The sequence below is a fragment of the Delftia sp. DT-2 genome (genome assembly GCF_028401915.1).
GTDB classification, from domain to species: domain Bacteria; phylum Pseudomonadota; class Gammaproteobacteria; order Burkholderiales; family Burkholderiaceae_C; genus Comamonas; species Comamonas tsuruhatensis.
In genome coordinates this window covers 124,755-146,146 of record NZ_JAQOTI010000001.1, presented here as the reverse complement: position 1 = coordinate 146,146, position 21,392 = coordinate 124,755, and the positions used below count along the sequence as shown (strand labels likewise).

The 21,392-nt window shown below is 69.3% G+C and carries 19 protein-coding genes; 17 read left to right on the top strand and 2 right to left on the bottom strand.

Going from position 1 to position 21,392, the window contains the following annotated elements; genetic code table 11:
• Nucleotides 1–13: 13 nt before the first annotated feature.
• The 15 genes from PO605_RS00700 (at nucleotide 14) to PO605_RS00630 (ending at nucleotide 16,149) form a co-directional block, all read left to right on the top strand.
• The gene (locus tag PO605_RS00700; RefSeq protein WP_016454539.1) at nucleotides 14–190 is read left to right on the top strand and encodes a Flp family type IVb pilin; all 177 of its coding nucleotides are present in this window, start codon (nucleotides 14–16) and stop codon (nucleotides 188–190) included.
• Nucleotides 191–192: 2 nt separating this feature from the next.
• Nucleotides 193–777, top strand: a complete 585-nt coding sequence (locus tag PO605_RS00695; RefSeq protein ID WP_272205771.1) for an A24 family peptidase — start codon at nucleotides 193–195, stop codon at nucleotides 775–777.
• Between the two features lie 192 nt (nucleotides 778–969).
• Complete coding sequence (cpaB, locus tag PO605_RS00690) at nucleotides 970–2,016, top strand: Flp pilus assembly protein CpaB (RefSeq protein ID WP_272205770.1); 1,047 nt, start codon at nucleotides 970–972, stop codon at nucleotides 2,014–2,016.
• 25 nt (nucleotides 2,017–2,041) lie between these two features.
• Nucleotides 2,042–3,553, top strand: coding sequence for a type II and III secretion system protein family protein (locus PO605_RS00685; protein ID WP_047471304.1), 1,512 nt, complete (start codon nucleotides 2,042–2,044; stop codon nucleotides 3,551–3,553).
• Nucleotides 3,554–3,557: 4 nt separating this feature from the next.
• Entirely contained in the window at nucleotides 3,558–5,099 is a 1,542-nt protein-coding gene (locus tag PO605_RS00680) for a pilus assembly protein CpaE (protein ID WP_016450675.1), read from the top strand.
• Between the two features lie 7 nt (nucleotides 5,100–5,106).
• Nucleotides 5,107–6,429 carry a CpaF family protein gene (locus PO605_RS00675; protein WP_047471306.1) on the top strand — a complete coding sequence of 441 codons (1,323 nt, stop codon included), beginning with the start codon at nucleotides 5,107–5,109 and terminating at the stop codon, nucleotides 6,427–6,429.
• A complete protein-coding gene (locus tag PO605_RS00670; RefSeq protein WP_047471308.1) occupies nucleotides 6,426–7,388 on the top strand; it encodes a type II secretion system F family protein in 963 nt (320 codons plus the stop codon). Before PO605_RS00675 ends, PO605_RS00670 begins: the two co-directional genes overlap by 4 nt.
• A gap of 60 nt (nucleotides 7,389–7,448) precedes the next feature.
• Nucleotides 7,449–8,453 carry a type II secretion system F family protein gene (locus tag PO605_RS00665; protein ID WP_047471309.1) on the top strand — a complete coding sequence of 335 codons (1,005 nt, stop codon included), beginning with the start codon at nucleotides 7,449–7,451 and terminating at the stop codon, nucleotides 8,451–8,453.
• 2 nt (nucleotides 8,454–8,455) lie between these two features.
• Nucleotides 8,456–9,436, top strand: coding sequence for a hypothetical protein (locus tag PO605_RS00660; protein WP_272205769.1), 981 nt, complete (start codon nucleotides 8,456–8,458; stop codon nucleotides 9,434–9,436).
• Nucleotides 9,437–9,446: 10 nt separating this feature from the next.
• A complete protein-coding gene (locus PO605_RS00655; protein WP_047472093.1) occupies nucleotides 9,447–9,908 on the top strand; it encodes a DUF3613 domain-containing protein in 462 nt (153 codons plus the stop codon).
• Between the two features lie 32 nt (nucleotides 9,909–9,940).
• Complete coding sequence (locus tag PO605_RS00650; RefSeq protein WP_016450346.1) at nucleotides 9,941–10,456, top strand: TadE/TadG family type IV pilus assembly protein; 516 nt, start codon at nucleotides 9,941–9,943, stop codon at nucleotides 10,454–10,456.
• Nucleotides 10,457–10,596: 140 nt separating this feature from the next.
• Nucleotides 10,597–11,115: a TadE/TadG family type IV pilus assembly protein gene (locus PO605_RS00645; protein WP_227472670.1), complete on the top strand. Its 519-nt coding sequence runs from the start codon at nucleotides 10,597–10,599 to the stop codon at nucleotides 11,113–11,115.
• Nucleotides 11,116–11,132: 17 nt separating this feature from the next.
• A complete protein-coding gene (locus PO605_RS00640) occupies nucleotides 11,133–13,397 on the top strand; it encodes a TadG family pilus assembly protein (RefSeq protein ID WP_047472090.1) in 2,265 nt (754 codons plus the stop codon).
• A 47-nt stretch (nucleotides 13,398–13,444) separates the two neighbouring features.
• Complete coding sequence (locus tag PO605_RS00635) at nucleotides 13,445–14,839, top strand: sigma 54-interacting transcriptional regulator (protein WP_016450343.1); 1,395 nt, start codon at nucleotides 13,445–13,447, stop codon at nucleotides 14,837–14,839.
• Between the two features lie 35 nt (nucleotides 14,840–14,874).
• Complete coding sequence (locus tag PO605_RS00630; protein WP_016450342.1) at nucleotides 14,875–16,149, top strand: glycosyltransferase; 1,275 nt, start codon at nucleotides 14,875–14,877, stop codon at nucleotides 16,147–16,149.
• A gap of 52 nt (nucleotides 16,150–16,201) precedes the next feature.
• Here PO605_RS00630 and PO605_RS00625 read toward each other — a convergent pair whose 3' ends face one another.
• Both PO605_RS00625 and PO605_RS00620 read right to left on the bottom strand, forming a co-directional pair.
• Nucleotides 16,202–17,644: an EAL domain-containing protein gene (locus tag PO605_RS00625; RefSeq protein ID WP_047472091.1), complete on the bottom strand. Its 1,443-nt coding sequence runs from the start codon at nucleotides 17,642–17,644 to the stop codon at nucleotides 16,202–16,204.
• Between the two features lie 15 nt (nucleotides 17,645–17,659).
• Nucleotides 17,660–18,214 (bottom strand): hypothetical protein, encoded by a 555-nt coding sequence (locus PO605_RS00620; protein WP_016450340.1) that lies wholly within the window; start codon nucleotides 18,212–18,214, stop codon nucleotides 17,660–17,662.
• 368 nt (nucleotides 18,215–18,582) lie between these two features.
• Here PO605_RS00620 and PO605_RS00615 point away from each other — a divergent pair, with 368 nt between their 5' ends.
• On the top strand, nucleotides 18,583–19,935 hold the full coding sequence (locus PO605_RS00615) for a sensor histidine kinase (RefSeq protein WP_272205768.1): 1,353 nt from the start codon (nucleotides 18,583–18,585) through the stop codon (nucleotides 19,933–19,935).
• The gene (locus PO605_RS00610; protein WP_047471040.1) at nucleotides 19,920–21,254 is read left to right on the top strand and encodes a sigma-54-dependent transcriptional regulator; all 1,335 of its coding nucleotides are present in this window, start codon (nucleotides 19,920–19,922) and stop codon (nucleotides 21,252–21,254) included. The genes PO605_RS00615 and PO605_RS00610 overlap by 16 nt, the downstream gene beginning before the upstream one ends.
• Nucleotides 21,255–21,392: the final 138 nt, after the last annotated feature.

Sequence of the window (21,392 nt, the reverse complement as noted above, 5' to 3'; positions counted from 1 at the left end):
AAAGGACCATGACATGACCGAAACGATCAAGAACTTCTGGAAAGACGAGGAAGGCGCCACCGCCATCGAGTACGGACTGATTGCCGGGCTGATTGCCGTGGGCATCGTCGTGGGCGCCACCGCGCTGGGCACCGATCTGAACGGACTGTTCAACCGGTTGGCCACCAAGCTCACAGGTCTTGCGCCCTGAAGATGGAGCCGACCTCGCTATGGCTATGCGTCTGCATCACATGGCTCGCAACGATTGCGGCCATGGATCTGCGCATCCGCCGCGTGCGCAACTGGATGGTGCTGCTCGGCCTGGCCACAGGCGCTGGCGCACTGGCCAGTGGGGCCCAGCCGTTCCAGGTCTCGGCCTGGAACGCGCTGGCCGGCATGCTGGCGGGGTTTGCCGTACTGCTTCCTTTCTATGCACTGCGCTGGATGGGAGCGGGCGACGTCAAGTTCGGCGCGGTCGCGGGACTGTGGTTCGGGTGGGGCTTCGACCTGCTGCTGATCTGGACCGGCGGCAGCCTGCTGGCCGGCCTGCACGGTGCACTGGTTCTGTCGCTGCGCCACCTTCGGGACAGCCCCACCGGGCTGTGGCTGCAGGCACGGCTGCCCCTGTCCAGCGCGGCCCTGTCCTGGACTGCCCGCCTGGCGCCCCTTGGCGCGACGCCCCGGCCCGCAGGCGCCACCGATGGACCGCGCCAGCCCCAGCGCTCCATCCCCTATGCCGGCTACATGGCCATTGCGGCCATCGCCCTGGCCTGGCGCCACAGCCAGCCACTTGTCTGAACCGGAGATGCCCATGCCTGTCACCTGCCTGCCTCCACGCCGTCCATGGACCGGCTCCGCCACACGCCATGGCCGTGCGCTGCCTGGACGCTTTCCTGCCCTGGAGGAGCTTCTCCGCCATGGCAGGAAAGCGCCAGGGCAGCCCCCGGCCCTGAACACCGTCGCAACGCACTTGCCCCAGGAGTCCCAGCCATGAACCTCACCAAGATTCTTGCCGGACTGCTGGTGGGGCTTGCCATCGTGCTTGCGGGCCTTGCCTGGATGCTGGGCAGCCAGCCCGCACGCCCCGTGGCTGCCCCCTCCCCCGCGGCCTCGTCGCAGCCGGCCCCCGAACCGGCCCAGCTGCACGCCGTCGTGGTCGTGGCCCAGGCCATTGCCGCAGGCCAGCGCATCGGCAGCGACGATGTGAAGCTGGCCCAGCTGCCTGCCCCCGTGCCGGGCAGCTTTGCCGCAACCGACGACGTGCTGGGCCGCACCACGCTGATGCCGCTCACACCGGGCACCCCGCTGTTCGAGCAGCAACTGCTCAGCGGCCTGGCGCTGCAACTGGAGCCGGGCCAGCGGGCCGTTGCGATTGCCATCCGGGAGCAGATGGCCGCAGGCCACCATGTGCGCCCCGGTGATTTTGTGGATGTCTACTTCACGCTGGACGGCAAGTCCGACCAGGCGCCCGTGGACGCGCAGACCCGGCTGCTGCTGGCGCGCAGCCGCGTGCTGGCCTATGGCGCCGGCAGCGTCGAGCGCCCGCCCCTGTCGGCGGCCCAGCGCCAGGCACAGCAGGACAAGGAGTCGTCAGGCTCGCCGCTGCGCCGCGCCAGCGCCGGCGATCAGACCGGCCAGCGCCCTGAGAACGTGCAATCGGCCGTGCTGGCCGTGCCGCTGGACGATGTGGAGCGCCTCACGCTGGCCGAGAAATTCGGCCAGCTCACCCTGGCGCTGCGCAACCCGGACGACCTGTCCGTGCCCGATCCCAAGCTCTTCGCCGCCCTGCCCGGCGCGCTGCAGCCGGTGGCCGGCCGCCTCAGGAAGGACCAGACGCTGGAGGGTGCAGACCGCGCCTTCGCCGGCCTGCGCATGCAGGACCTGGCCACCGGCGCCGACGCCAGGAACATCCGCAAGCCGGCCGCGCAGCCCATGACGGCCCTCGCGCCCGCCGTGCGGCCGCAGCCGCAGCGGGTCCCGCGCGAACGCACGGTGGAGCTGCACAACGGAGCGGCCGTGCAGATGGTGAACTACTGACAACACACAACAAGAGGGAGATGCCATGAAGTGCAAGAACATCTCGACGGCCGGGGCCACGCCGCTGCAGAGGGCGGTCTGGACGCTGTGCGGCAGCATGGCCTTGCTGGCCTTGACGCCAGCGGTGTCTGCCCCAGCGGACACCGCTGCCGGCCAGGGCATGGCCAACCCTGGTGCCGGCGACATGCTTTCTGGCGAATCCCTGCAACTGGTGGCCGGGCGCCAGCACCTGATGGCGCTGGCCGACGCTCCGGTCCGCATCGCCGTGGGCGACCCCAATGTGCTGGATGTGAAACTGCTGCGCGCCACGCCGGGCTCCGGCTCCGGCTCCGGCTCCGGCGCCAGTGCCGGCTCCGGCGGAACCGAGCTGCTGCTCACGCCCAAGGCCCAGGGCAGCACCAGCTTGGTGGTGTGGCCCCGCAAGGGCGGCGTTCCCCAGCGCTGGGAGGTTCAGGTCAGAGGCCAGCACCTGCTGCTGGAAAAGCGGCTGGCCTCGGTCCCCGAGCATGCCCAGGCCGTGGCCGAACTGCGCCTGGGCGCGCCCGCCCAGACGCCGCTGGTGGACAACGCGCAGATCGATGTCAGGAGCAACACCGTGCAGGTGGACGTGCAGGTGGTGGAGTTCAAGAAATCCGCCATGAAGCGCGTAGGCGTCAATATCTACAGCGGCGGGCGCAACAACCAGGGCTTCAGCTTCGGCAGCTTCAGCCCCGGCGTGGTCGGCAGCATCAGCACCAATACCAACGGCACGGGCACGGGAACGGGCAATACCGGGTCGGGCGGCACGGGCTCGGGCAACACGGGATCGGGCAGCGTGTCCAACAACACCTCCTCGGCCATTGCCAGCGCCATGAGCCTGGTGATGACCTTCGGCAAGGCCTTCAGCGGCGCCGGCATCGTCACGCAGCTGAGCATCCTCGAGGGCAACGGCATGGCCCGCGTGCTGGCCCGGCCGACCCTGCTGGCACAGACCGGCCAGAACGCCAGCTTCCTGGCCGGCGGCGAGCTGCCGATTCCCGTGCCTGCGCGCGACGGCAACATTGCCATCCAGTACAAGGAATTCGGCATCAAGCTGCAGCTGACGCCCACCATCCTGTCGGACGAGCGCATCGCCCTGAAGGTCTCGCCCGAGGCCAGCGACCTGGACTTCAACAGCGGCGTGACCATCAGCGGCGTCACCGTGCCCGCCATCCGCACGCGCCGCGCGGACACCTCGGTGGAGCTGGCCGATGGCGAGAGCTTCGTCATCGGCGGGCTGGTCAGCCGCGCCACCACCTCCAACGTCAGCAAGGTGCCCGTGCTGGGCGACCTGCCCATCCTGGGCACCTTCTTCAAGAACCTCAACTACACGCAGGAAGAGACCGAGCTGGTGATCATCGTCACCCCGCGCCTGGTCCACCCGCTGCCCGCCAGCACCAACCTCGAAGCCCTGCTGCCGGGCGCGCGCTCCGAGCAGCGCAACGCCGGCAAGGTCTGGCTGCCCTACCTCGCCGGCGGAATGAACCAAGACACCGCCGTACCCGGTTTCTCGTACTGACGACATGACAAGCAAGCCCACCGCAACCGATTCGCCTGTGGACGCCACAGGCTCGCCGGCCATCGGCTCACCCACCTCGCTGGAGACATTGCTGGGTCTGCGTTCCTCGACCTCGCTGGCCGGCAAGCTGCAGCCCGCCACCGACGCGATGGCCCAGGAAAAAGCGCTGCTGGACAAGGCGCTGCTGGACAAGGCGCCACCGGACAGGATGGCGCCGCCCCATGCCGCAGCGGCGTCCGCCGCTGCATCGACTGCCGCGCTGCGCCAGCCGCCACAGCCGCTCGACGATGTGCTGGAGATGGAGCTGCTGTTCATCCATGCCGGCACGCCCGAAAGCGCGCTGGCCCAGTCCTGGATGCAGCGCATGCTGGACGGCACACGGCTGCACGTGGCGCGCTTCCAGGACAACATCACGGAGCAGGTACAGCGCTTCATGCCGCATGCCATCTTTGTGCATTTCGACCCGCTGTCCACCGACGAGGCCGCCCATCTGGCCTCCCAGCTGCACATCTCCCACCCCCACCTGCCCTGCGTGGCTGTGGGCCGCACCAAGTACCCGCAGTGCATGCTGGCCGCCCTGCGTGCCGGCGTGCAGGATTTCCTGGACGTGGACGCGCCCGTGCAGACCGCGCTGCAGACCGTGCGCGAGCTGATCAAGCGCATGCCGGCACCGCAGTCCAGCGCGCCCAGCGCGCCGCTGACGGCCATCCTGTCCGCACGCGCGGGCCTGGGCAGCAGCCTGCTGGTCTCGCACCTGGCCTGGTATCTGCAAAAGCGCCTGCACGGCCGGATCGAGGGCAAAGAAATCAGCGCCAGCGAAATCAGCAACGAAACGCTGGACGGCCTGCTCATCGACCTGGGCAATCCCAGCGGCGACTGCTCCCTGTACATGGGAACGCAAAGCGACTTCGACTTCATCGAGGCCGTCAACAACCTGCGCCGCTTCGACCGGCGCCTGGCCTCCACCGGCCTGTCACGCCACGAAAGCGGCCTGCGCATGCTCACGCTGCCGCGCCAGTCCAGCCGCCTGCGCGATGTCTCGTATGCCGACGTCGATGCCCTGCTGCTGCGCCTGCGCCAGTACTTCCGCCACGTGATTGCCGACCTGGGCGCCGTCGTCCCCACCCACCTGGCCATGCGCGTGGCGCTGCGCGCCAGCCAGGTCTGGGTGGTCTGCGACCAGAGCGTGGCCAGCGTGGTCTCCACCACCGAACTGCTGCGGCAGCTGGACGAGCAAAAGATCGAGCGCGAACGCATGCACCTCATCGTCAGCCGGCACGACAGCCAGCTCGAACTGGAGGCCCAGCAGATCGCCAGGCAGCTGCAGCTGCCGCTGCTGGCCACCATCCCCGAGCGCCGCCGGGAGCTGGCCCAGGCCGTCAACCAGGGCCAGCTGCTGCCCAGCCGCCTGCAGCGGGAGCCCTATGTGCAGGCCGTGGACAAGCTCGCCACCTTGCTGATCACCACCCACCACCAGGCCCATGCGGGCGATCAGGCCGCGCCCGCCCGCGGACTGAACCGTTTCTTCCACCGAACAAGAAGCTGAACGCACCATGACGACCACGGCTTATTCCCATCTGGCGGACGCACAGGCCAGCGAGTTCGAGCAAAGCGCGCTGTTCCTCGACCTGAAGAACCGCACGCACGAGCATTTGCTCAGCCGCATCGAGGAGCTGGGCGCCGAGTTCGGCCGCTGGTCGCAGGCTGCCATCGCGCAGTTCGTGCTGATGGAGCTGGACAGCTTCATCCGCCTGCACTCCGTGCCCGTCAACGAGCAGGAGGCGCTGCAGGTGGCGCGCGCCCTCACGCGCGAACTCACGGGACTGGGACCGCTGCAGCCGCTGCTGGAGGACCCCCGGGTCGAGGACATCCTCATCAACGGCCATGGCAACATCTACGTCTCGCGCGGCGGCGTGCTGCAGCGCGAGACCCTGCACTTCAAGGACGACGAGCATGTGCTGCGCATCGTGCGCCGCATCCTGGCGCCGCTGGGCCGGCGTCTCGATGAATCCAGCCCCATGGTCGATGCCCGCCTGCCCGATGGCGGGCGCATCAACGTCATCATCGAGCCGCTGTCCATCGACGGCCCCTCGGTCTCCATCCGCAAGTTCCGCAAGGACCCGCTGACGCCTTCCGAGCTGGTGCAGCTGGGCACCTTCAACCACGACATCTGCCGCATCCTGGAGATGGCCGTGCAGGCGCGCTGCAACATCCTGGTCAGCGGCGGCACCAGCTCGGGCAAGACCTCGCTGCTCAACGCGCTGGCCAGCTTCATCCCCTCCAGCGAGCGTATCGTCTCCATCGAGGACACGGCCGAGCTGGCCCTCAACCACAACCATGTGGTGCGGCTGGAAAGCCGCCCCGGCGGCTTCGACGGCTCGGGCCACGTCAGCATCCGCGACCTGCTGCGCAACAGCCTGCGCATGCGGCCCGACCGCATCATCGTCGGCGAAGTGCGCGGCGGCGAAGTGCTGGAGCTGCTGCAGGCCATGAACACCGGCCATGACGGCTCCATGGGCACCATCCACGCCAGCTCGCCGCGCGAGTGCCTGTACCGGGCCGAGATGCTGGCAGGCTTTGCGGGCTTCCAGGGCAGCGAGGTCAGCCTGCGCCGCCAGATCGCCAATGCCGTGGACTTCATCGTGCAGATCGGCCGCCTGTCCAACGGCCGCCGGCGCCTGCTGTCGCTGACCGAGGTCACGGGCATGACGGACAACATGATCTCCATGCAGGAGCTGTACCGCTACGAGCCCCAGGTGGGCCCTGACGGGCATGAAATCGACCACTGGGTCTCGCTGGGCATCTCGCCCCACTCGCCCAAGCTGCTGAGCTGGTGGCGCTCGCAGCAGCAGGCCGGCAGCGGAGGCGTGCGATGACAGGCCTGGCACCCGTGATCCTCATCCTTGGCGCGCTGGCCTGCCTGCTGCTGGCACTGGCGCTTTGGGTGATCATGCGCGGGCGCCGCAAGGAGCATGAGCAGTCGATCAAGCTGCACCTGCAGCGCAGCGTCGAAGGCCACAGGGAGGCGATTGCGCCCGCGCTTGCCATGGCCGAGCCTGTCTACAAGCCCGCCGCGCCGCAGCCTGCGCCGGCGCCTGCCGCGGTGCAATGGCTGAACCAGCGCCTGGGCATCCAGTCCTGGGGCATCTCATCCAACACCCTGGCCCTGTTCGCCATCACCGGCCTGGTCCTGGCCCTGCTGGCTGCCAGCCAGGCAGGAGCGGCGGCAGGGCTGGTGGTGGCCGTGCTCTATGCCGTGCTTCTGGGCCTGGGCATCTGGCGGCGGCAGGCCAAGCGCCGCGAAAGGCTGCTGCAGCAGCTGCCCGGCTTCCTGGACAACATGGTCCGCCTGATCTCCATCGGCAACTCGCCCCATGCGGCCTTCCAGATGGCGCTGAACAACGTCCCCGATCCGCTGGGCGATGCCCTGCAGCAGGCGGCGGCCATGCTCAGTGCCTCGCACGATCTGGGGCAGGCCATGGGCCAGCTCGAGCGCAACTGGCGCCTGCCCGAATTCGGCCTGCTGGCCGCCGTGTTCCGCATGAGCGTGCGCTATGGCGGCCGCGCCGACCTGGTGCTCGAGCGCGTGTCGGCCTACATCCGCGACCGCCAGTCCGCCGAGCGCGAACTGCATGCGCTGTCCTCCGAGATCCGCATGTCGGCCTGGGTGCTGGCCCTGCTGCCCCTGGTGGTGGGGACGCTGATCATGGTGATCAACCGGGGCTATTTCATGCGCATGTGGAACGACGACAGCGGCCAGACCATGGTCCTGGTCGCCGCCGCCCTGGAAGCGCTGGGCGCCTTTCTCCTGTACCGGCTGGCCAAGCTGAGGTGAACCCATGACAGCACAGGCACAAGCACACGCCCGCCCACCCGTCTGCGCAAGGAGCCACGCATGAACACGCAGCAACTGTGGATCGCCAGCATCGGCCTGGGCGCTCTGGGATTGGTGCTGTGGGCGTCCACCCTGGTGTGGAGGCTGTGGCGCTCGGCACGCGCCTCCAGCCAGGTCGCCAGGATCCTGCAGGCGCGCGACTCGGAATCGACCACGAAGGCGGCCACGAAGAGCGCCATGCAGGCCAACGACGCGCAACTGCTCAACCCGCTGTCCATCAACGTGCGTTCGTCCGATTCCCCGCAGGCGGTGGCGGCCAACCTGCCGCCACCGGCCTGGCTGCAATGGGGCGTGGCCAAGGCCCTGCTGGCCGATGAGGACCGCAAGCTGCTGGACCAGGCCGGCGTGGGCACGCGCAACGGCAGCATGGCCTATGTGGCCAGCCGCATGGTGCTGTGCGTGGTCCTGCCCCTGCTGGCGCTGGGTGTGCTGCGCCCCGGCGAGAACGCTGCGCTGGTCTACGGCTTTGTGGGAGTGAGCCTGGGGCTCATGCTTCCCAAGTGGTTTCTGCGCTCGCGGGCCAAGGGCCGGCGCGAGCAGGTGGTCGAGGAACTGCCGCTGTTCGTGGACCTGCTGAGACTGCTGCAGGGCGTGGGCCTGAGCGTGGACCAGAGCCTGCAGATCCTGGCCTCGGAGTTCAAGGGCGTGCTGCGCGTCATCAGCGGCGAGCTGGCCCTGGCCAACCAGCTCTACAACACCGGCCGCACGCGCGAGCAGTCCTTCCAGCGCATGGTCAACATGAGCGCGGACGACGACATGAGCGCCATCGTCAACCTGCTGGTGCAGGTGGACAAGCATGGCGGCGCCGTGCAGGAGCCGCTCAAGGAATTCAGCATCCGGCTGCGCGAAAAGCGCCAGGCCAGCTTCAAGGAAAAGATAGGTTCCATCACCGTCAAGATGACGGGCGTCATGGTCCTCACGCTTTTGCCCGCCCTGCTGGTCATCACGGCGGGCCCCGGTTTCCTGGCCGTGATCAGGGCATTGACCACCATGGGAGGACGCTAGGCATGCGACACCACAAAGGCACCCCCGCCGGGCGGACGCCAGCGCTGACAGCACTGACAGCGCGGACAGCCCTGGCCCCCCTGGCCATGGCCCTGGCCCTGGCCCTGGCCGGCTGCGCCGGCAAAGGGCCGCAAGGCTACGGCGCCACCTCTTCGCAGCAGGAGACCGCAGCCCAGGCACAGCAGCAGCTGCAAAACGCCCAGCAGGCCACCCAGGTCGACAACGCCCAGACCTATCTGGACCTGATCACGCAGATGCAGCAGGCCGGCCAGTGGTATGCATCGCTGGCGCATACCGAGGCCTTCGAGCAGCAATACGGCACGCAACCGGAATCGCGCCTGATGCGGGCCGACGCGCTGCGCAACACCGGCCAGGCCGAGCAGGCCCGGCAGGCCTACCAGGCGCTGCTGCAGGGCGCCACCACGGCACGCGCGCGGCGCGGCCTGGGCCTGCTGCACGCAAGCCAGGGCGAGTATGGCCAGGCCGTGGAACAGCTGGAGAAGGCGCGCCAGCTCAATCCCATAGACGCCAACGTGCTCAGCGACCTGGCCTACGCCCACATGCTCGACGGCCAGCTGGCCGCCGCGCAGATGCCCATCATGCAGGCCTCGCAGCTGGCCCCGGCCAACGCGCGGGTGCAGCTGAACATGGCGCTGTTCTGGCTGGCCAGCGGCAACGAGACCCAGGCCTCCCAGCTGCTGCGCCAGCTGGCGCAGCCCCAGGCCAAGGGCGCCCTGCCCATGATCGACCAGACCTCGCTGCAGACCCTGCAGTCCCAGCTGGCCAGCGTGAACGAGGCGGTGCGCCTGCGCGGCGGCCAACTGTCCGCAGCGCCCGCGCCCGGGACCCGGCAGGCGCGGGGCGTGGAGCCCGTGCCCAGGCCCGCTACCGACGCGAGCGCCCTGCCGGCCGGCATCACCCGGCGCATTCTTCTGTCCGAGCCGTCCGGCGCCGCTGGCGCAGCACCGGCCTCGCCACTTTGAGGACCACGACATGCCAGACACACACCGCATGCATTTGCCCCGCCGCGCAGCCGCCGCAGCGCTGGCGCCCTGGCTGCCGGCTGCCGGCCTGGCCCTGACACTGGCCCTGACACTGGCCCTGACCCATACGGCCCCGGCACACGCCCAGGCCTTTGGCGAAGTGCAGAGCCCGCCCGAGCAGGTGGATGCACGGCCCCATGTGTTCGCCGAGCCCTCCACCGACTCCATCCTGGCCGGCTACACGCTCTACACCAACCCCGATGGAACCGTGATGTACGTGCCCCGGCGCGAGATCGACATCGGCGGCGGCACCCTGCGGCTGCTGGGAATGCAGCACAGCCAGCCGGGCCAGCGTGCCCGCCCCATCGACGGCGAGCAGGCGCGGCGCAGCTATGCGCGCTACCTCAAGAGCTTCGAGACGGAAATCCCCGCCCTGTACAAGACCGGCGTCGAAGCCGGCGGCAAGAACTGAGCCCGCCCCGGCCAGCAGCTTGAGGAACGACCATGATCCGGCGCCCACTCCGCGCTCACCGCCCCCACCGGCCTGCCAGCCTGCGGCAGCGGGGGGTGTACGCGCTGGAGTGGGCCATCATCTTCCCGGTGTTCTTCGCCCTGCTGTACGCCTGCATCAGCTACGGGCTGGCGTTCCTGGTGCGCGAATCCATGCAGGCCGCCGCCGAGGACGCCGCGCGGGCCACGCTGCGCTACCAGACCAGCCGCAGCGCCCGCCTGGACGCAGCCCGCAGCCTGGTGCAGCAGCGGCTGGACTGGCTGCCGGCCGACCTGAGGCCCACGGCAGGCAGCATCGACGTGCGCATCTGCAGGCTGCAAAACAGCGAGCTGTGCTCGGCCACGCTGACCTGCGGCGTGCTGGTGGCCGAACGCTGCATGGTGCGCGTGGGCTTCACCATCCCTTATGGAACCAGCCCGATAGCACCCGCCCTGCCGGGCTTCGGCCTGGTCATGCCGACGACGCTGACCGCCAGCGCCAGCATCATGGTGGACAGGGGGGGGCTATGAAGCTCCCCCTGAGTCGCTTCGCGCCTTCCCCCTCTCTCGCTTCGCGGGAGGGGGGCATCCGGGCCACCGGCGACACCCTCGGGGCGGGGCGGCGCGGCCGTCTTAGGCCCTTCCTCGGTGTCCCTGGGTTGGGGCATGCCGTGCGTGGGGCACGCCCTGCTGCATCGGCCGAGTTCATGCAGGACACCGGCGATACCTTCGCGGCAGGGCTGCACAGGCGGCAGCGCGGCGTGGCGGCGGTGGAGTTCGCGTTGATCGCCGGGGTGATGGTGATGCTGCTGATGGGCATGTTCGTGTACTGGCGCGTGCTGCAGGCCCAGCAGTCGGTGGCGCGCGCCACGGGCGACGGCGCGCGCATGGTCCAGCATCTGGCCTTCGGCGGGATGGCTGGCTTCAATCCGGCCAAGCCGGCCGAGCGCGCCAACATCCTGCAGGCCACCACCGACGTGGTGAACCAGAGCCTGACGGCCAGCGGCATTCCGCCCGGCACGGCGCCCACCCAGGTGCAGATCGACTGGACCAGTTCCCAGGCCACGCTGAGCGTGGTGTACATGCTTCCCCCCGTGCTGGGCCAGGGCCTGCAGGTGGGCAGCCAGACCCTGGGCGAACCCACGCGCCTGGAGGCCCGCAGCCTGATCAGGCTCGCCCCCGGCAGCTAAGACAGGAGGACCAGAGCATGCTCACCCACCTCCCCGCATCCGTACGACGCCCCAGAACGCGCCGGCAAGGGCGCCGGCAAGGCGGCAGCCTGCTGGTGCAGTTCGCCCTGCTGGGCTCGGTGCTGTTCCTGCTGCTCGGCATCGTGGACCTGGGCTACATGTACTACGCCAAGCGCGACCTGCAGCGCATTGCCGATCTGGCAGCCACCCAGGCCGCCCAGACCATCAATGCCGAGCGCAGCAACCGCGCCGCCTGCGTGACGGCGGGCGAGGACAGCATCACGGCCAACTGGCCGGTTCCCCTGACCCGCAGCAGCGCCCAGACCCTGGTCAGCTGCGGCAACTGGAACCCGGCGGACCCGGCCAGGCAGTCCAGCGGCGGCCGCTTCTTCGACGCCGCCTCCGGCCCGCTCAACGCGGCGCGCGTCACGGTGGGCGGCACCTCGCCCACCATCTTTCCCGGCACCTGGAGCCGCCTCGTGGTGGCCGAGGCCATTGCCATGCGCAACGACTCGGTGGCGTCCTTCCAGGTGGGCTCGCAGCTGCTGCGCTTCAACAAGGACACGCCGCTGGGCGGGCTGCTGGGCCTGGTGGGGCTGGACGTGGGCATGCTGACCCTGCTGGACTCCAAGGGCCTGGCCGACGCCAAGATCAGCCCGGCCGGCCTGCTCAAGGCCCTGGGCGTGAACCTGGGCATAGAGCAGCTGCGCGCGCTGTCGCCCGAGGGCCTGGCCAACATCGCCAGCGTCACCCTGCTGAACGTGATCGATGCCTCCATCAGCGCCATCACCGACAACGCGCTGGCCGTGCAGCTCAACGCGCTCAAGACCCAGATCATCAACGCGGGGCTGAGCACCATCAAGATCCCGCTGGGCAGCCTGGATGACCAGAAGGGCCTGTTCGCCTTCCTGGGCGCCGGCCGCACCGATCCGCTGAACGCGGCCATGGACGTGCAGCTGGGCATCGGCGACGTGCTCAAGACCGCCATCGCCATCGGTGCCAACGGCCATGCGCTGCAGGCCAACCAGCTCGATGTGGCCGGCCTCATCAAGGCCCAGCTGACCATCGTGCAGCCGCCCACCATTGCCGTGGGCCCCGTCGGCACGCAGGGCTACAGCGCGCAGATCCGGCTGAACCTGAACGTGGACACGGACCAGTTGCTGGGCGGCGCGCTCAAATGGCTGGTCAAGGACATCCTGGGCACCCAGGTCAAGCTGCCCATTGCCGTGGACATCACCAACGCCACGGGCACGCTGACGGCGCTGCAGTGCAGCGCCAGCCCGCAGACCATGGACCTGTCGGTCAAGTCCTCCATCCTCAACGCCTGCGTGGGCAAGATGGACCCCAACAACAAGCAAAGCTGCGAGAAGGGCCTGCAAAATGAGCAGCTCATCACCCTGCTGCACCTGCCCGTGCTGAACGGCAAGCTGTGGGTGCCGGCCCTGGAGTACACAGACTCCACCACGGGCCTGGGCATGGAGCCCGGCTACGAAGACCCGGCCGACCCCAACTGGTCCAAGACCAACCGCTCCACGCAGGTGAACCAGCTGGCGCTGGGCGACACGGTCAACAACATCGTCACGGGACTGCTCAACCTGCTCAGCGGCCTGCTGCAGCCGCCGGGCACCACGCCCACCGACATCACCACGCGGCTGCTGGGCTCCTATCTGGACGCCTCCATGGTGAACGGGCTCTACAACGTGACCAGCCTCACCAACCTGCTGCTCAACGGGCGCGGCGTGGCCAGCGACAAGGACTACATGCCGCCGCTGCTCACCTCCAACTTCACGTTCAACAACGCCATCGCCAAGTCCTGCCTGCTGGTGGCCTGCCCGTCCTCCACCTGGAACAGCGGCACGTTCTCGGCAGCCCTCAACTCCTACACCAGCGTGCCCGGCGGCCTGCTGGATGTGCTGGGCATCTCCACCTACGACAACGGCTACCAGAGCTGCGCGGGCCTGCTCAGCTCGCTGCTCAACTGGAACGGCTGCGTCAAGCACAACGTGACCAAGCTGCTGACCTCGCACCCGCAGTACCTGTACGCGATCAACGCCAACAGCCCCGAGATCCAGTCCCTGCTCAACCGCGACAACAACCTCACCTGCACCGGCGCCCTGTGCACCCTGCTCAAGCCGGTGATCACCGGCGTGCTCAAGCCCATCCTCAACGGCGTGGGCGGGCTGCTGACCACGGTGCTCAAGGACACGCTGGGCCTGGAGGTGGGCCGCACCGACATCAAGGCCCTGTCCATCGGCTGCGACACGGCGCAACTGGTTTTTTGAACTGCACAGGCCATCCAATCCATGAATCGACAACGAGGGAATGCAACGTGAATCTGGACGAGCTCGTCATCTATGTCTGGGAAGGCCAGGCCGACATCGCCGAGCGGGTGGAGCGCTGCGTGCTCAACCTGGGCGTGGACGTGGTGCGCGCCGACGGGCTGACCCTGCCCGCCGACACCAGCGAGCTGGGCAATGCGATCGCCGTGGTCAGCGTCTCGGTGCTGGAGGGCGCGCGCTTCACGCGCCAGGGCGTGGAGGGCACCTTCGGCATGCCCGTGCTGTGGGTCAGCGCCAAGCAGCGCGACGCCAACGCCGGCACCTATGCCATGGAGTACTCGCATGTGCTGCCCTTCGACTTCACGGGGGCCGAGCTGCGGGCCATGCTGGTGCGCATACTGCGGCGCATGCAGAGCAACCAGCGCCAGGTGCAGCGCTCGGAGGACATCATCGCCGTGGCCGACTGCATGCAGCGCCTGCTGCGCGACGTGGACACCTTTGCCGACTGCGAGCACAGCGTGCTCATCATCGGCGAGACCGGCGTGGGCAAGGAGCGCATTGCCGAGCGGCTGCACGAGCGCAACAACCGCTACGGCCAGGGCCCCTTCGTGGTGGTCAACTGCGGCGCCATCCCGGACGGGCTGTTCGAGTCCCTGTTCTTCGGCCACGCCAAGGGCTCGTTCACGGGCGCGGTCAATGCCCACAAGGGCTATCTGGAGCAGGCCAACGGCGGCACGCTGTTCCTGGACGAGATCGCGGACCTGCCGCTGTATCAGCAGGTCAAGCTGCTGCGCGTGCTGGAAGAGCGCGCCATCACGCGGCTGGGGTCGGCCGCCGCCGTGCGGCTGGATTTCCGGCTGGTGGCGGCCACCAACAAGCCGCTGCGCGGGCTGGTGCGCGAGGGACGCTTTCGCGCCGACCTGTTCTTCCGCCTGGCCGTGATCGAGCTGCAGATCCCCAGCCTGGAGGAGCGCGGCGAGGCCGACAAGCTGGCCATCTTCCACGCCATCCTGCACAAGGTGGTGGGCGAGGCCACGATGAAGGAGCTGGGCGAGCCGCCCTTCTTCATCCTCGACGCCGTGGCCCAGATGTACTTCCCCGGCAATGTGCGCGAGCTGCGCAACCTGGCCGAGCGCATCGGCGTGGCCGCCCGCCAGACGCGCGACTGGAACGCCGACGGCGCCACGCAGCGCATCCTGCAGCACGCCCAGGCCCTGTCGGCCACCACCTTCCCGCCGGACGCCGGCGCCGCCGAGCCCCTGCTGGCCGACCGCAGCAACTGGGACATGGACGAGCGCAACCGCATCATCGCGGCGCTCAACACCAATGACTGGAAGCGCCAGAACACGGCCCAGCACCTGGGCATCAGCCGCAAGGTGCTCTGGGAAAAGATGCGCAAGTACCAGATCAGCGACGGCGAGCCCGAAGTGCCCGTGCCGGGCTGAGCACGCCCTCCGACACATCCCCATCCCCCCACGCCATGGAGACCTCCACGAACATGCAGGACAAGCCGGTCATCATCTTCGTCAGCGCCGTCTACCCCAGCCAGTACAGCCTGCTGTGCAGCCACCTTCGCGCCAGCGGCGCGGCCGACAGCTGGTTCATGACCATGCCCGGCCATGCCGAGAACTACGCCAGCCAGTGCGACCACCTGCTGTCGTTCCGGCCCGATGGCGACATCGTCGGCCCGCAAAGCTACTACTACTCCAGCAAGGTGGAGCGCTCGGCGCGCATAGGCCGCGGCCTGCTGCAGGGCCTGCAGGCCTTCGAGAAGGAAAAGGGCAAGCGCATCGACGTGGTGGTCGCCCACTCGCTGTGGGCCGCGCCCAACCTGCTGTACGGCGAGATCGATGCCGCCATCGTCAGCTACATCGAATTCCCCAGCTACCGCGTGCACGGCAACGAGCCCGACTACCCGCCCGACCTGTCCCAGCGCCTGGCCGACCGCAACATGGAAATGCTGCACTACCACCAGGTGCTGTGCAGCGACCTGACCATCGCGCCCAGCGCCCATGCGCGCTCGCTGTTCCCGCCGCTGCTGCAGGAGCGCGTGGCCGTGCAGTTCGAGGGCTTCGACATCCAGGCCCCTGACGAGCAGGCCGAGCCGGTGCCGCGCCAGGACGCGCGCTTCACCGTGGCCTTCTCATCGCGCGACCTGTCCAGCTCCAAGGGCTTCGAGACCTTCATGCGCCTGGTCGACCGCCTGGTGCGCGAGGGCGATGGCCAGCAGATGCGCTTCATCGCCCTGGGCGACCCCACGGCCGTGACCTATGGTTACGAACAGCAATGGGTGGAGCGCCGCTACCAGGGCAAGGTGGCCAGTTTCCGCGACCATCTGCTGCAGATCCACCCGGCCGCACAGGTGGTGGAGTTCCCGGGCAAGCTGCCGTACGACGAGTTCGCGCGCACCCTGGCCTCGGTGGACCTGTTCCTCTACCCGCTGCGCTACGGCGTGGCCAACTGGGGATTGATGGAGATCCTGGCGCGCGGCGGCTGCGTGATCGGCTCGAACTGGGGCTTTGTGCCGGAGCTGGTGCAAAACGACGTCAACGGCCTGCTGCTGCCCGACAGCGACGACGCCTGGATCGGCGCCATCCGCCAGCTGCGCGACGACCCGGCCCGGCGCCAGCGCTATAGCCGGGCCGCGCGCGAGACGGGCAAGCGCTTTCACATCTCCAACGTGGCACCGCGCTTCATGGACCTGTTCCGCCTGGCCATGGCGCGGCGCAGGGCGAGCCCGCTGATGCTGGAGTGAGGTGCAATGCGGGCCGGGCCCGGCCTGCGTTCAGGTGCGGGCCCTTGCGCGCCTAGGCGGCGGACAGCGCCGATGCAGGGGCCCCGACAGCCCCGACAGCGCCGACGGCCCCGCCAGTCCCGCCGTCGGCAGCCGAAAGAGCCGTCACACGGTCCATGCCACTCCAGCTCAGGGCCATGCTCAGTGCCATGTCCAGCGCGTCGCCCTCCTGCGCCTCGGACGCCTGCAGCACCTCCAGCACATCGGCCACGCACACCACCTGGTCGAGCAGCCCATGCAGCGATGGCCGGGCTATGAAAAACCCCTGCACGCCATGCGCCCCCGCAAGCGCCACGGCCTCCATGCCCTGGGCGGACTCCACGCCTTCCACGATCACGCAGGCGCCGCGGTCGGCGCACAGGCTGATCAGGCCCTGCAGCATCCGGGCCGACGGCCGGGCCTGCAGGCTCTGGTCCAGCACGGACTTGTCGATCTTGACGATGTTGGCGCGCAGCTTGCCCAGGATGTCCAGGCCGCCGCGCCGGGGAACGATATCGTCCAGCGCCATGCGCACGCCCAGGATCTGCAGGTGCCGCACCAGGCCCAGCGCGGCCTTCTCGCAGGGGAAGACACCGGTCTCGGTGATCTCCAGCACCAGGCGCTGGGCGATCTCGGGCCGCTCCTCCAGATAGTCGAACACGCCTTCCCACCAGGCCTCGTCGCAGAACGAGGCGGCCGACAGATTGCAGCCCAGGCTGTGGCCGGTCTTCATCTCCAGCGCCCCTATCACCGACCACAGCACGCTGCGGTCCAGCCGCGCGGCCAGGCCCAGCCGCTCCAGCGCCTCGATGGCATGGGGCACGGCATAGTTGTCGTAGGCAGAGAACACGCTGCGGCGCAGCAGGCACTCGTGGTAAAGCGTGCGGCCCGTGCCGGTCCCACTGCCTCCCCCTGCCATGCCCCCGGGCTCCAGCAGCGTCACGGGCTGGAATGCCAGCGCCAGATGGCCCAGCCGCAGATCGTCCAGCAGGCGGCCCGCCAGCTGCATGTCGGCCTGGTAGCCCTTGATGAGCCTGGCGGGCATTCTGCGCACCGCCATGTCCTGGCCGCCCGCCGTGGCGTGGCCCTTGCCGCGTATCTCGTGCAGCCCCGCGAAGGAGACGCAGCCCAGCGCCTGCACCTCGGCCCGCAGATAGGCCTGGCGCGAGCCGTGCACCACGGGCTCACTCACCAGGGCGGACTCCAGCGCATGCATCCAGCCATGCCGGGCATGATGGCCGGGCAGCACCGTGTCGGCCAGCGTGCGGGGGTCGAACCCGCGAACCAGCAGCGTATCGCCCGCGCGCTCCAGCGATTGGGCATCAATGCCCAGGCCCTTGAGCCGGTCCATGCAGGCCTGCATGGCCTCGTCGCAGAAACCGTTGCCATAGACGCTGCGCCAGGCCTGCAGGGGCGGCAGCCAGATGGCCAGATCCAGGGGCATGTCGCTGTGCGAGGGTTCGATGATGTCGTGCATGGTGAGCGCCTTCGTTCAACGGCCTGCAATGGGTTGTGAATAGCAGTGAAATCCGATCGCCCTGCGCCCCCGGCCGGCCGGCCCGCCGCCGAGCATGCCGGCATCCACGGCCGACAGCGCCAGGTCCACATGGCCGGCCATCAGGTCAAAGACCACCGAGCAGGCATCCGCCTTGCGGCTGAAATACGCCAGCGTGGCATCCGTTCCGCCGGCAAAGCTGCCCAGCAGCGCCTGCCCGTCCTGCTCCTGGAACACCGCCTGCGCGCTGCCCTGCTGCGGCACGATGACCCGGTCGCCCTGCTGCAGCAAGGCGCCGGCCTGCGCCACGATCACATCGCTGCGCCGCACGATGCGCACGCCCTCGCTCACCCGCGTGAGCAGCGCCACCGGCGCCGCCTGCGCCACCTGCGCATGGGGGCTTCCGTCGCCCGCCTCGCGCGCAGCGGTGCGCGGCACGGCGGCAGACGCAAACGACGCGGGCACGTTCAACGGCTTGCTGCGCGCCCTTTCCGGGTAGGCGCGCAGTCGCGGCAGGGGCATGCCTGCAAACGACAACGAGACAGCGGCCATGGTTTCTCCTCCGAAAGACAGCGATCAATGGGGCGGCCGGCGCAGCACACGGTTTTCCAGACACTGCGACAAGCTTTTTGCATCCTGTTGCAACAAGCGTGCCATGGGCCTGGACGTCTTCATCCAACGCAAAGCCATCTGTAACCTATTGATTTATTTGAACACCCAAGCACAGCCACCACCGTGTCACCCCGCAGCGTTACGGGCGATGTCACGTAACGCCGGCACGCCACGGCGTTACTTTCACGGCGGCTGCGCAGGACGACGCTGCCCTGGCTGCCAGGCGCGGCCCCCCTTTCGGTGTATGTTCCAGCGCATCACTTCAGGAGCCGGCCCTGTCCCCGCAAAAGTCCATCCAACGGGATCTGGTGATCCTCTGGCTCACCATCTCGGCCGTCGCCCTGGTGCTGGCGTGGCTGCTGTTGCTGCTGACCCGGCAGGGCACCGAACCGCAGATTGCCCGCGCCCGCGACGCCGCAGGCGTCAGCTGCAGCGCGCTGCAGGCCGGGGCCGCGCGCATGGGGCTGGCGGGGCTGACGGCAGATACGCCATCTGCCCAGGCCCGGTCCGCCGCGCAGGCCGTGCTGGACCTGGCGCTGCGCGAGCGCCCCGGCATGGAGGGCGGCTTCTGGCACGAGGGCCCTGGCGTGGTGGCCTATGCGTTTCCCACCTATGACGGCTCGGGCATCAAGCGCGATGCGCCCAGTGCGGAAATGGAGCGCATCGCCTCCACCGCCCAGCGCGCACGGGACAGCGCCGGGCTGGTGACCGACCTGCGCCCCGGCCTGCGCGAGGCGGTGGTCTTTGCCGCCTGCCCGGCCCAGGCCGATGCGCCCGCCCTGGTGGCCTGGACGCTGATGCGCGTCCCCCTGATCAGCGCCGACGTGGTCAACCCCCTCATCCTTGCCGTCAGCCTGCTGCTGGGCATGGTCCTGGTCTCGGGCCTGTGGCTGGGCAGAATGCTGCGGCGCTGGCAGCGGCAGTCGGCACAGATGGAGCAGCAACTGCTCGGCGCCGAACGGCTGGCCACCCTGGGCCGGCTGTCGGCCGGCCTGGCGCACGAGATCCGCAACCCGCTGGGCACCATGCGCATGAAGGCCGAGAACGCCCTGGCCGCGCCCGAGCCACTGCGGCAGGCCCGCAGCCAGGGCGCCCTGGAGGCCGTGCTGGCACAGACCGCGCGCCTGGAAGACCTGGTATCGAGCCTGCTGGCCTTGACCCAGCCCTTCCGCGTGCACCCGGAGCCCGTGGACCTGCAGCAGCTGCTGGACGAAAGGCTCCAGGCCCATGCAGAAATGGCCCAGGCCAGCGGCGTGCAGCTGGCAACGGCGGTGTCCGCCGGCCTTGCCCGGGACCTGCGGGAAGGGCGCCGCCCGCTGCTGGACCCCGCACAGATGGCCCGCGCGCTGGACAATCTGCTGCTCAACGCCCTGGCGCACACGGCGGACGGCGGCCGGGTGGAACTGGGCGCGGACCGGGACGCCAAAGGCTGCCTGCGGCTGTGGATTGCCGATGACGGCACCGGCATCGCGGCCGAACTGCGCGACACGCTGTTCGAGCCCTTCACCACCGCACGCCCCGGCGGCACCGGGCTGGGATTGGCGCTGGTGCGCGAAATCGTCCAGGCCCACGGCGGCCGGATCGCCCTGGCCAAGACTGCACAAGGCAAGACTGCACAAGGCACCCGCATAGAAATGGAATTTCCATGGCCCGCATCCTGATCGTGGACGACGACACGGCCTTCCGTGAAAGCCTGGCCGAGATGCTCGGCGACCTGGGCCATGGGGTCAGCCAGGCCCCGACCGTGGCGGCGGGGCTGCAGATCCTGCAGGCCGGGTCCGTGGATGCGGCCATCGTGGACCTGCGCATGCCGGGCGAGGACGGCCTGGCCTTCCTGCGCAAGGCCCGCGGCCTCTCGCGGGCGCCCTGCATCATGCTCACGGCCTACGCCAGCGGCGGCAACACCATCGAGGCCATGCGCCTGGGCGCCTTCGACCACCTGACCAAACCCATCGCCCGCACCGCCCTGGTTGAGGCCCTGGACCGCGCGCTGCAAGGCGCAGGGTCGGCCCAGGACTGCGGGGACGGCCAAGCCGACCAGCCGCAGATGCATGACGATGGTGAACTGGTCAGCGGCAGCGAGGCCATGCGGCAGGTCTTCAAGCGCATCGGCCTGGCGGCGGACAGCGACGCCACCGTGCTGGTGCTGGGCGAGACCGGCACGGGCAAGGAACTGGTGGCACGCGCCCTGCACCGCAACAGCGTCCGGGCGGAACGCCCCTTCGTGGCCGTCAACTGCGCTGCCATTCCGGCAGACCTGATGGAAAGCGAACTCTTCGGCCATGTGAAGGGCGCCTTCACGGGCGCCGTCAGCGACCGCGCCGGGCGCTTTCGCGAGGCGCAGGGCGGCACGCTGTTCCTCGATGAGGTGGGCGACATGCCGCTGCCCACGCAGGCCAAGATCCTCCGGGCGCTGCAGGAGCGCGAGATCACGCCCGTGGGCGCCAGCCGGGCGCTGCCCGTGAACGTGCGCATCATCGCGGCCACGCACCGCGACCTGCCGGACGCCGTCAGGCAGGGGCGCTTTCGCGAGGATCTCTGGTACCGGCTCCAGGTCGTGCCCGTGCACCTGCCGCCGCTGCGCGAGCGCCTGGGCGACGTGCTGCTGCTGGCCGAGCATTTCCTGCGCCAAGGCGGTGGCGCCTCGCCCAAGCGCCTGGGGGCCGACGCCGCGCGCCTGCTGCTGGCGCACGACTGGCCCGGCAACGTGCGCGAGCTGCGCAACGCCATGGAGCGTGCGGCCCTGCTGTGCCCCGGGCCGGTCATCGGGCCCGAGCACATCGGCCTGCAGCCTGCGGCGGCGAACGGCCCCGCCATCGACTGGAACGGGCCGCTGGCCCCCGCCGTCGCCCAGCTGGAACGTGAAATGGTCACGCGCGCCCTGGCCGCAACCATGGGCAACCGTGCCGAGGCCGCACGCCGCCTGGGCCTGTCGCGCCAGCAGCTGTACCGCAAGCTCGCGGAGTTCGGGCTGGGTTGAGGCAGCAGCGGGCACAGGCGCCGCCTGCGGTGTCCGAATGGGTGACACCCCCTGTCGCCATCTCGGACACATGGCCCGCATCAGCGACCGCAAGCCCTTGATTTCATGAGGTTTCCGGATGGCATGGCGCTTGCATTG

Excerpts from the sequence above, each read along its gene's own strand:
- PO605_RS00700 (WP_016454539.1), top strand. The coding sequence starts at position 14 with ATGACCGAAACGATCAAGAACTTCTGGAAAGACGAGGAAGGCGCCACC.
- PO605_RS00650 (WP_016450346.1), top strand. The coding sequence starts at position 9,941 with ATGATCCGGCGCCCACTCCGCGCTCACCGCCCCCACCGGCCTGCCAGC.
- PO605_RS00680 (WP_016450675.1), top strand. The coding sequence starts at position 3,558 with ATGACAAGCAAGCCCACCGCAACCGATTCGCCTGTGGACGCCACAGGC.
- PO605_RS00655 (WP_047472093.1), top strand. The coding sequence starts at position 9,447 with ATGCCAGACACACACCGCATGCATTTGCCCCGCCGCGCAGCCGCCGCA.
- PO605_RS00660 (WP_272205769.1), top strand. The coding sequence starts at position 8,456 with ATGCGACACCACAAAGGCACCCCCGCCGGGCGGACGCCAGCGCTGACA.
- cpaB (WP_272205770.1), top strand. The coding sequence starts at position 970 with ATGAACCTCACCAAGATTCTTGCCGGACTGCTGGTGGGGCTTGCCATC.
- PO605_RS00610 (WP_047471040.1), top strand. The coding sequence starts at position 19,920 with ATGGCCCGCATCCTGATCGTGGACGACGACACGGCCTTCCGTGAAAGC.
- PO605_RS00665 (WP_047471309.1), top strand. The coding sequence starts at position 7,449 with ATGAACACGCAGCAACTGTGGATCGCCAGCATCGGCCTGGGCGCTCTG.
- PO605_RS00625 (WP_047472091.1), bottom strand. The coding sequence starts at position 17,644 with ATGCACGACATCATCGAACCCTCGCACAGCGACATGCCCCTGGATCTG.
- PO605_RS00695 (WP_272205771.1), top strand. The coding sequence starts at position 193 with ATGGAGCCGACCTCGCTATGGCTATGCGTCTGCATCACATGGCTCGCA.
- PO605_RS00685 (WP_047471304.1), top strand. The coding sequence starts at position 2,042 with ATGAAGTGCAAGAACATCTCGACGGCCGGGGCCACGCCGCTGCAGAGG.
- PO605_RS00630 (WP_016450342.1), top strand. The coding sequence starts at position 14,875 with ATGGAGACCTCCACGAACATGCAGGACAAGCCGGTCATCATCTTCGTC.
- PO605_RS00620 (WP_016450340.1), bottom strand. The coding sequence starts at position 18,214 with ATGGCCGCTGTCTCGTTGTCGTTTGCAGGCATGCCCCTGCCGCGACTG.
- PO605_RS00670 (WP_047471308.1), top strand. The coding sequence starts at position 6,426 with ATGACAGGCCTGGCACCCGTGATCCTCATCCTTGGCGCGCTGGCCTGC.
- PO605_RS00675 (WP_047471306.1), top strand. The coding sequence starts at position 5,107 with ATGACGACCACGGCTTATTCCCATCTGGCGGACGCACAGGCCAGCGAG.
- PO605_RS00640 (WP_047472090.1), top strand. The coding sequence starts at position 11,133 with ATGCTCACCCACCTCCCCGCATCCGTACGACGCCCCAGAACGCGCCGG.